5 protein-coding genes are annotated in these 7267 nt (G+C 58.3%); 2 read left to right on the top strand and 3 right to left on the bottom strand.

The features are described from left to right. Both HKN37_15595 and HKN37_15590 read left to right on the top strand, forming a co-directional pair. A partial coding sequence (locus tag HKN37_15595) for a glycine--tRNA ligase (protein ID NNE48075.1) occupies positions 1-543 on the top strand: 543 nt, incomplete at its 5' end. Further along, positions 540-2051, top strand: coding sequence for a hypothetical protein (locus tag HKN37_15590; GenBank protein ID NNE48074.1), 1512 nt, complete (start codon positions 540-542; stop codon positions 2049-2051). The genes HKN37_15595 and HKN37_15590, both read left to right, overlap by 4 nt. 7 nt (positions 2052-2058) lie before the next feature. On the opposite strand, the gene HKN37_15585 is transcribed toward HKN37_15590, so the two are convergent. The 3 genes from HKN37_15585 to HKN37_15575 form a co-directional block, all read right to left on the bottom strand. After that, positions 2059-3204, bottom strand: a complete 1146-nt coding sequence (locus tag HKN37_15585; protein ID NNE48073.1) for a membrane dipeptidase — start codon at positions 3202-3204, stop codon at positions 2059-2061. A 137-nt stretch (positions 3205-3341) separates the two neighbouring features. Further along, complete coding sequence (mpl, locus tag HKN37_15580; protein NNE48072.1) at positions 3342-4832, bottom strand: UDP-N-acetylmuramate:L-alanyl-gamma-D-glutamyl-meso-diaminopimelate ligase; 1491 nt, start codon at positions 4830-4832, stop codon at positions 3342-3344. Between the two features lie 31 nt (positions 4833-4863). Then, on the bottom strand, positions 4864-7267 hold a 2404-nt coding region (locus HKN37_15575; protein ID NNE48071.1), incomplete at its 5' end, for an efflux RND transporter permease subunit.

Below are 7267 nucleotides of genomic sequence, written 5' to 3'. Positions count from 1 at the left end.
GAGGTCGAAGGGATTCACTCTCGAACGGACTATGACCTGATGCGTCATCAGGAGTACTCGGGCAAGAAGATGGAGTATTTCGATCCGCAGACGCAGGAGCGGTTCATTCCGTACGTGGTCGAAACATCCGCTGGATTGGATCGAACCATTTTGATGCTTATTTGCGATGCGTACCGGGAAGAGGAGGTGAACGATGAGAAGCGAGTGGTGCTCAAGTTTCATCCGCGGATGGCGCCGATGACGGTCGCGGTTCTGCCGCTCGTAAAGAAGGATGGTATGCCCGAGGTCGCGCACGCGATCGAAGATGGGCTTCGAATGCAATTCAATGCGTTCTATGACGAGAAGGGTGCGATCGGTCGTCGCTATCGGCGAATGGACGAAATCGGTACCCCGTACTGCGTGACGGTGGACGGCCAGACGCTCGAAGACGGGACGGTCACAATTCGAGACCGTGATACGATGGAGCAGGAGCGTGTGGACAAGAGTAGGGTGGCGGAAGTACTGTCAAGCCGAATGAGCACCTGGTCCGTCTCGGACCGATGAGCGAGGCGCGCTCCGGATCGACCACAGGCGGGACCAGGGGTGAAGCCCGGGCGGATTGGACCCCGCTGATCGTTGCGTCACTGGTCTTTGCCGCGATAGTTGCGCTGGGCGCCGGCGGCGTCCGAGGAACGGATCAGTACTGGTATGTTGCCGATGCGGAGGCGGTGGCTAGCGGAGACGGTTTCTTCACCAACCACGTGTTTCCGGTGAGTGTACTGGACGGAATGCCGCTGCCAAGGCCTTTCGTACACAACGGTCCCCCGGTCTATGTGGTAGCCGCACTGGTCAGCCTCGTCGATCCGTATGCGGCGTGGATCGTGGCTGGCATGCTCTTCAGTCTCTTGACGGCCGTGCTCATCGCATATGCGGTGGGCGCGCGATCGAGTCGAAGGAATGGAGCATGGGCCGGTGCAGTCTATTTGGCTCTACCACTGACCGTCTGGCAGACCACGCAGCCCTTGATCGAGACCTGGCTGGCGATGCTTGTCGTTGCGTCCGCGGTGCTACTGGTCGGGTCAGACAGGCGAACGTGGTTGTGGCTTCCGGCGACCGCAATCGTGGGGGTACTGTTCTGGTCGCGCTTTTCATTTCTTCCTCTGCTGGTCGTCATGCCAGTTGCGTTCAGTGTTGCGTCGGCGAAATTGAAGACCAATCGGTGGCCCATGCTCGTCGCGCTGATTGCACTGGTTGCGTTCATGGTGATGGTGTCGGGAAACATCTTTCCTTCGCATCAGCCATATTCGTTCGCCGAGTATGTGAATGGTACGGCTACGTGGCGCGAAACAGACATGCTTTTCGTCAGGCCGGCGGATTCTCTTGAATGGATCACGCTGCTGCGCAAGGCTGCGTATGCTGTTCGGCAGCAGTTCGTGCCGGATCTGCCAGCCACGGCGGTGTTCTACTGGCCGTTTACGCTGATGGTCTGCGCTCTCCTGGTCGGTATTGCAAGACGTCAGTCCCGCCCGCAGGATCCGTGGACACTCATCGTAATCGCGGTCCTGCTCGTCCACATCGCTACGGTTGTCCTGTACAGAAATCAGTTTCGATACATACTGCCGGTCACCCCTCCGCTGGTAATCTTCGTGGCAGTGTGGCTGTCAGGCCGGAAGCGGATTCCGCTCCTGCGGCCAGTGGCGGTCCTTGCGCTTGTGGCGTCGATTGCGATAGGGGCAGGAGTCGCGCTGCAGTCCCGGGAGGGCGGCCTTTCGGCCAGCAAGGTGCAGCGAGAGCTTGAGCGAGTTTATGGCGATGAGCTCACCGATGCGAGGAGTGTAATGATCGAGTATCCCGGCGCAGGCGGCTTCGTCCATGGGTACGCCGTCAGGCCCAGAATGGTCGCGTACTTCGATTCGACGTTGACGGACGACGACGTGCGGCGAATCCGTGAGCGTACGAACGCAGGTTGGGTCGTGATGTCGGAGTCCGCTCGATACCCCGATTCAATTCGCTACGTTGTCGCGCTTCCCGAACGTGATTCTCTGGCGGTCGCTCTGTACAAGATCGAATAACGAGACGTCAGTTGTCCGAGCCGACGCTGGTCTCGATCTGTTGCCAGACGCGCATGAAATTCTCTCCGCAGATCTTCCGAACGTCGTCATCGGAGAATCCATCGTCGAGTAGTGCGGCAATGAGATTCGGGTAGTCGCCAACATCCTGCAGTCCGACAGGAAGAGAAAACACGCCGTCAAAATCCGATCCTAATCCGACGTGGTCAACCCCGACAAGTTGGGCCACGTGTTTGATATGACGCACAACGTCGGTCACCGAGCCCACCGGGTTCGCTTTTCTGAATTCGCTGAACATCCGGAAGCCCTCATCCGAGAAACGTTCCAGTCCCTTTTTCTCGATTCGTTTGTTGATGCGTTTTCGTAGACGGGTGCTGACCACGTCGTATTCGCGATCGAGAAAATCGGATCCGAAATTGATCATCACTACGCCACCGGTACTGGCCAGCGCACGGATCAGTTCGTCGCTCATATTGCGCTCCCAGTCCGGCGTGAAGGCGCGCGCTGACGAGTGTGTGGCGACCAGCGGCCGCGACGCTACTTTCAGCACGTCGAAGAACGCGTTGTCCGAAACGTGAGACACATCTACGATCATGCCCAGACGATCCATCTCGCGCACAACATCCCCGCCGAAATCGCTGATGCCGCCCCAGGTGCCACTCTTGTCGTAGGAGGAATCGCAGATCAGGTTGTCGGCAGCGTGCACGAGCGTCATGTAGCGGACGCCGCGATCGAAGAAATGCTCCAGGTTGCGCAGATCCTCTTCGATGGCGACCCCGTTTTCGATGCCGATCGGCATGGAGACGAGGCCGGCGTTGTGGTTCTCGCGGATGTCAGCGGGCGTTATTGCTGAGCCGAATTTGGTCGGATGGCTGGCGACGAATCCTTCAACCACGTCGATGAGGCCGTTCGCGTAGTCTCGGGCCCCACCTGACTTCTGAAACCGTACCGGCACGTAGATCGACATGAACGCCGCATCGAGCCTGCCCTTTCGGGCGCGTGGGTAGTCGAAGTCGCCTCCGATTGTGGCGGCCGAGATATCTTCTTTGTACACCTCGGCCATCCAGTACGGCACATCGATGTGCCCGTCGATGATAAGGATATCGTGGGCGAGGTCGAGTGCTCGGCCCAGGTTCGGCGATCGGAATGTCTTCATGAGGTGGGAACGGTCGCGGGCTGTTTGAGCGGTGAGAAGAACGGGTCGGGGTCAGGGCAGAAGAGTCTGCCGCGAGGGCGGTAGTCGGTGAGTCAGTTGATGAATGCAAGATATTGCATTGACCAACTCCGGGCAGATCAGGCCGTCGGGAGATTTTCGGATTGCAGCATCGCGATCAGCCGATCGTGAAGCCCGCCGAAGCCACCATTACTCATGACGACGATCACGTCGCCCGACGCCATTGTGGAGCCGAGCCGGTCAACGATTTCATCAACGGTCTCGAGGGCGCTGGCATCCACGTGGTGTTTTGCAAGCGCGGTAGTGATTTTCGTCACGTCCATGAAGTCACTGGCCCGGTCGTTATGGCGAAACGGGGGTGTACTGATAATGGCGATGTCTGCATTCTGGAACGCGTCCACATAGGCGGACTCGAAGGCTTTGCGTCTGCTCGAGTTTGACCGCGGCTCGAAGACGGCGATAATCCGTCGTCCAGACCAGCGGTCGCGCGATGCCGCAAGTGTTTCGCGCACCGCAGTGGGGTGATGGGCGAAATCGTCGACAATCGTTACACCGGCAATGTCAGCTCTGACTTCCTGGCGTCTCTTCATTCCACCAAAAGAATCAAACGCTTCGGCAATCGTTGCGAGAGGCACGCCCCGGTCAAGTGCAATGGTGATGGCCGCGAGTGCATTCATGACATTGTGATGTCCCGCTGAAGGAAGTCGGATGTCGCCACGCGGCTCACCGCCGACGAAGAGTCGAAGTTCTGTTCCGTCTGCGGACGACCGGATATTCCCGGCTCTGACGTCGAGGTCTGAACCGGTAATACCAAAGGTCGACACCCGTGCATGCGTATGCCGTGCCAGCTTCATCACATTTGTGTCGTCGCCGTTCAGGACAAGGAGGCCGTCTGCATCGACAAGACCGGCGAACTCCTCGAATGCCGTCCGATAATCATCCCAGTCGTCGTAAATGTCAGCATGATCGAATTCCATGCTGGTGACCGCCGCAGTTCGCGGCTTGTAGTGCATGAACTTCGGACGCTTGTCGAAATACGAGCTGTCGTATTCGTCCCCCTCTACTACGAAGTACTTCCCCGAGCCGATAGAGTAGCTGGTGTCGTCGTTCGACATCAGGCCTCCCACGAGAAAACCGGGATCCAGACCGGCGTGCTTCAAGACGTGAATCAGCATCCCCGTCGTCGTCGTCTTTCCATGCGTACCGGCGATTACAAGTGAATGCCGGTCGCCGATGAAGAAGTGAGCGAGCGCCTCGGGGAACGACATCTGGAACATGCCCGCATCCCTTGCTGCTGTCGCCTCTGGATGCGTCGGGACGCACGCGTTGCCAACGATAACAAGGTCAGGTGGCGACTTCAGGTTATCAGCGCTGAAGCCTTCAGACACCCCGATACCCATTTCAGCGAGTCGAGTACTCATCGGCGGATATGTCGCGGCGTCCGAGCCCCGCACATGGTAGCCCGCCTGGCTGAAGAGTCCGGCAAGCGAGCCCATGCCCGTTCCGCAGATGCCGATCAGGTAGACGTCGTGTACGTCCGCCGGATTCGGTGGTGGTGGGCGATCGAATATCCGGAGATGGGCGTCCGGAAAATCCCGCAGGTCCTTCATGAATGAAACAAGGCTATTGGGCGGGCCTGATCTAAAGTTCGCGCTTCGGGCCTGGATTTGAGGGGACGAGGGCCGGAGCCGTCAACGCCCCATCCTGGGTCGCACCGACCATCATGCCGTTGCCGGAGAGATCGGACGATTCGCCGTCGTGGAACAACGCGTGCAGCTTGGTGGCCAGCGAGTCGAACACAGAATACATCACCGGCACAATCACGAGCGTGAGGAACGTCGCGAACGTCAGGCCACTGATGATAGACGTGCCCATTGCTCCCCAGAACTGTGTGTTTTCTGATCCGAATTGCAGGTTCGGCCTCAGATCCGTCACCAGACCGACGAAGTCGACTCCGATTCCGAATGTCAGCGGGATCAGGCCGATGACGGTGGTCAGGGCCGTTAGCAACACAGGTCGCAGGCGAGTGGCGCCGCCCTCGATGATTGCCACCTGCTTGTCGAGCCCGCGGTCGCGGAGCTGCATGATGTAGTCAATGAGGACGATGTTGTTGTTGACGACAATTCCCGCCAGACTGATGACACCGATGAAGGTCATGAGTCCGAACGGAGTTCGTGTGAGAATTAGCCCGAGCAATACTCCTATCAGACTCAACCCCACGGCCACCATGATGATGAAAGGTGTGCTCACGTGATTGAATTGCGCAACCATGATCATGAAGATGAGGCCAATCGCAATCAACAATGCGGTCGTGAGGAATCCGAATGCCTCGTCCTGCTCCTGGTTCTCGCCGGTGTACGACAGTGAGTAGCCGGCCGGAAGGCTCCGTTCGTACGACGCGAGGTACGAGACGACCTGCTGCAGAACAGCTCCGCTGTTGAAACCATCTGCAACGTCGGCGCCCACCGTAGCGACGCGCTCCAGATCCAGCCTCGTGATTGACCCGAGTCCGCCGGTAATGCTGAAATCTGCCACGGCGACCAGTGGAACCTGCTGTCCCTCGTCCAGGATGGTCAGATTCTTCAGACTCTCAAGGCTGCTCCGATCCGCTTCGCTCAGGCGTGTAACGATATCATACTCGTCCTCGCCGTCTCGATATGTGCCCGACTCGACTCCGTTGATGGCGGACCGAATCGTCGACGCGATCATGGACGTATTGAGCCCGAAGCGAGCGGCGCGCTCACGGTCGATCTCGACGTGCAGCTCGGGTCGACCTGTATTGAGATTGTCAGTGATGTCTACGAGGCCCGGTATCGCACCTGTCTCGGCAGCCTCGATCAGTAGCTGCTTGATCTCCTTCGTGTATGTTACGATGCGGTCGAAGTCGCTGCCAGACACCTCAATGTTGACAGGCGCTCCGGTCGGTGGCCCGGCTTCATCTTTCGTGAATTCGATCTCGACGCCCGGTATGCCTCTCAGTTGTTCGCGCAGACGCGTCATCGTAAATCGACTCTTTTCTCCGCGATCGCCATAGTCGACGAGGTTGATCGTGACACTGGCCTGTTCGGGACTGGCAGCACCCCCCCCGAAATTGATATCTCCCCCGACGCCCACGCCAGTCTGGAGATTCTTGATATTGCCTCGCGCTACCGGGTTCTCATTCAATAGCTGATTGATGCGGGACTGGGCCTCCGTAGCGATCCGGTTGCTCTCGTCAATGTTGGTCCCGAGCGGCGATTCAAGCGACACCTGAATGATCGTCGGATCCGTATCCGGGAAGAACTCCGTGCCGGGATTGGCGATAGCGAACATCACGAAGATCGAGATCAATCCGCCCAGAGTCCCATTGAGCAGCCGCGCGCGGTTGTCCGTAAGGATAATTACATCACGCTTCTTGAAGACGACCCCGAGCAGACCGAAAAAGACCACCACGGCCGGCAAGACGAGCAGTTCCAGAACGGTCGTCAGGCCAATGGCCGTCTCTCCAAATGACATCAAACCCAGCACGGCAACGGCGACGATGGCGAAGATGATGCCGGCACGGACGGACGACCTGGCCCCGAGGAATACACTTTCCAGTGTATGTACCAGCATTCCTACAACCACCACGAACAGCAGAATCCCGCCGGGAACCAGTAGGATCAAGGCTGGAATCATGCCTGCCATGCCCATCACCAGACCGCCGAGCAGCAGAGCTGCGAAGCCCAGCGTGAACGCCGAAAGGGAGAAAGTATTTCTGAGGTAGGCCCGGGCGACCGTATAGTCTCTCTCGAGCATCCACTGCAAGAAAGCCTTGTAGCGACGGATGACCTCTGGCAGACCTGTGCGAACGAACCGGTCACCGATCGGCTTGAAGACGAACTTGTGCGAATAGTAGAGGAGTCCAAAAGCAACCGTCAGTACGAAGAGTGATTTCCAATTGGCAAAGCCGATGACGGCACCAAGGACAAGCATGGCGCCGACGGATGTCATCTTGACGATCCGTGGCAGGCTATGCTCCTCACCCTCCAACCGAACGAAGATTCCGGTGATGACGGGGTTGATG

The organism is Rhodothermales bacterium, from assembly GCA_013002345.1.
GTDB lineage: Bacteria > Bacteroidota > Rhodothermia > Rhodothermales > JABDKH01 > JABDKH01.
This window is presented reverse-complemented; position numbering and strand designations above follow the sequence as displayed.

What these genes read in the sequence shown, in the direction of transcription:
- HKN37_15590 (NNE48074.1), top strand. Translation starts at nt 540, where the DNA reads ATGAGCGAGGCGCGCTCCGGATCGACCACAGGCGGGACCAGGGGTGAA.
- HKN37_15585 (NNE48073.1), bottom strand. Translation starts at nt 3,204, where the DNA reads ATGAAGACATTCCGATCGCCGAACCTGGGCCGAGCACTCGACCTCGCC.
- mpl (NNE48072.1), bottom strand. Translation starts at nt 4,832, where the DNA reads ATGAAGGACCTGCGGGATTTTCCGGACGCCCATCTCCGGATATTCGAT.